2 protein-coding genes and 1 pseudogene are annotated in these 1,909 nt (G+C 46.5%); all 3 read right to left on the bottom strand.

The window, feature by feature from the left end; translation table 11 throughout:
* Positions 1 to 347: pseudogene (locus F6K53_RS38960) on the bottom strand (cation:proton antiporter); the annotation flags it as partial.
* On the bottom strand, positions 344 to 1,777 hold the full coding sequence (locus F6K53_RS38965; RefSeq protein WP_293085236.1) for a cation:proton antiporter: 1,434 nt from the start codon (positions 1,775 to 1,777) through the stop codon (positions 344 to 346). The gene F6K53_RS38965 and the pseudogene F6K53_RS38960, both read right to left, overlap by 4 nt.
* The coding region (locus F6K53_RS38970; RefSeq protein ID WP_293085239.1) for a cation:proton antiporter subunit C at positions 1,774 to 1,909 on the bottom strand (136 nt) is incomplete at its 5' end. The genes F6K53_RS38970 and F6K53_RS38965, both read right to left, overlap by 4 nt.

Here is a 1,909-nt window from a genome sequence, read left to right on the forward strand (position 1 = left end):
TCTGCACAGATAAATACGGCATTGACACTGCCATGTAAGATAATAGTCTGGGTATAAAAAAAAGCTGTTTTACCACTTTGCCAACAGTAGAGGATGACTGCTGCCGTTACCAGCCCATTGGTTAATATAAAAAAGGCGCTTAATTGATCTACTAGTAATGTGACACCGAAATTATCCAGCAGCTGTATAGTTAATGGCGATTTTGCCGTAAGCAATAGCTGTGTGCCATATTCAACCGAAAAAAGGGCAACCCCTAGGGCGAGGTATCGGTCAAATTTGGGGAGCAGATAAATGCTGAATCCCACAAATAGCGGTAGGGCAATCCAGGCAATGGTAATGGTACTCATGGAAACACCATCCAGAACAGTAGGATTAACATCAGACTCATCATCCCAATGAGATGGTCAAATTCTTCAAGCACACGGGGCAGCTTGATTACAGATCGTTTGAAAATCAAAAAATATGCCAACCACCCCAGGGCAATGGTTGCCAGGGGTTTGATAATATTGGCAAAATTATATGCTTGGTAGTACACACCATTGACGGCAATCAGCCCACCGAGCAACAGTATCATCGCTAACCAAAAACCGACCTTTACCTGCCCTTGGCTGCTATCCCCATGGGGCAGAAAGATGAATTTCGCAAAGGATATTGCTGTTCCTAGGGCAGCAACATTCATACCGATAACTTGCCAGGGCACTAGATTCTTCATGGTCAACACCTTCGCCCCAAAGCCAGACAACAAGGGAAAGCCGGAAATTGAGAAGCTAGCGATAGCCAGGGCAATCCAGATTTGGGTATTCATCGGCTGATGTTGCAGTTCCTTGAGGTTGCGGCTGGGCAAAATACCCGCGATTAAAAAGAGCGCCCCTTTCACCAGGCCGTGGGTCAGGGCATAAAAGCCCCCTACTTCTGGTGCGGCGAGGATAAAGCCTAACTGGGAAATGGTATGAAACGCCAGCATACGCTTGGTATCTTTTTCAAACACGGCATAGCCTACTCCCAGAAGCGCTGTCCCCACTCCAAATATCCTGACGATGGGATCAAGTTCCTCCACAATCAGAGCAAAACGCAACAGTGGAAAGACTCCGGTTTTGACCACAGCTCCCGATAGCAATGCCGACACTGGGCTCTCAGATTCGGAGTGGGTCAAGGGTAACCACAATCCTGATACAAATATTCCCCCCTTGACTAACAGTGCCAGAAAGATCAGGGCAAGAGCTTCTGGAGTTGCTCCCCGCAACCCTTCAAAGGCAAAGGAATGATTGGCCTGATAGACTAAAATTGCGCCGATCAGATAAAACAGCATGGCTGTATTGCTGATCAAAAGATAGCGCAAGGCTACCCAAATTGAGCGGTCGGTTCGGGGATAGGCAATCAACAGAAACGCAGCAATACTAATTACCTCTAATGCTACGTATAAACTGATCAAATCTGCACAGATAAATACGGCATTGACACTGCCATGTAAGATAATGGTTTGGGTATAAAAAAAAGCTGTTTTACCACTTTGCCAACAGTAGAGGATTACTGCTGCGGTTACCAGCCCATTGGTCAAGATAAAAAAGGCGCTTAATTGATCAACTAGTAATGTGACACCGAAATTATCCAGCAGCTGTAGGCTTAATGGCGATTTTGTGAGAAATAGCTGTGTCCCATATTCAACCGAAACCATGGCAACCCCTAGGGCGAGGTATCGGTCAAGTTTGGGGAGGAGATAAATGCTGAATCCCACAAATAGCGGTAGGGCAATCCAGGGAATCGTAATGGTACTCATGGGGTGTTATTCTTCTCGATCTCGTTGCTTTCCAGGGTGGGATTGTCCCGTGCCAGTTTCATAACACCTACTAGCATCAAGGCTTGAATCGAAAAGCCGATCACAATCGCTGTCAAGATCACTGCCTGGGGC

It is taken from the genome of Moorena sp. SIO4A1 (assembly GCF_010672065.1).
Lineage (GTDB): Bacteria > Cyanobacteriota > Cyanobacteriia > Cyanobacteriales > Coleofasciculaceae > Moorena.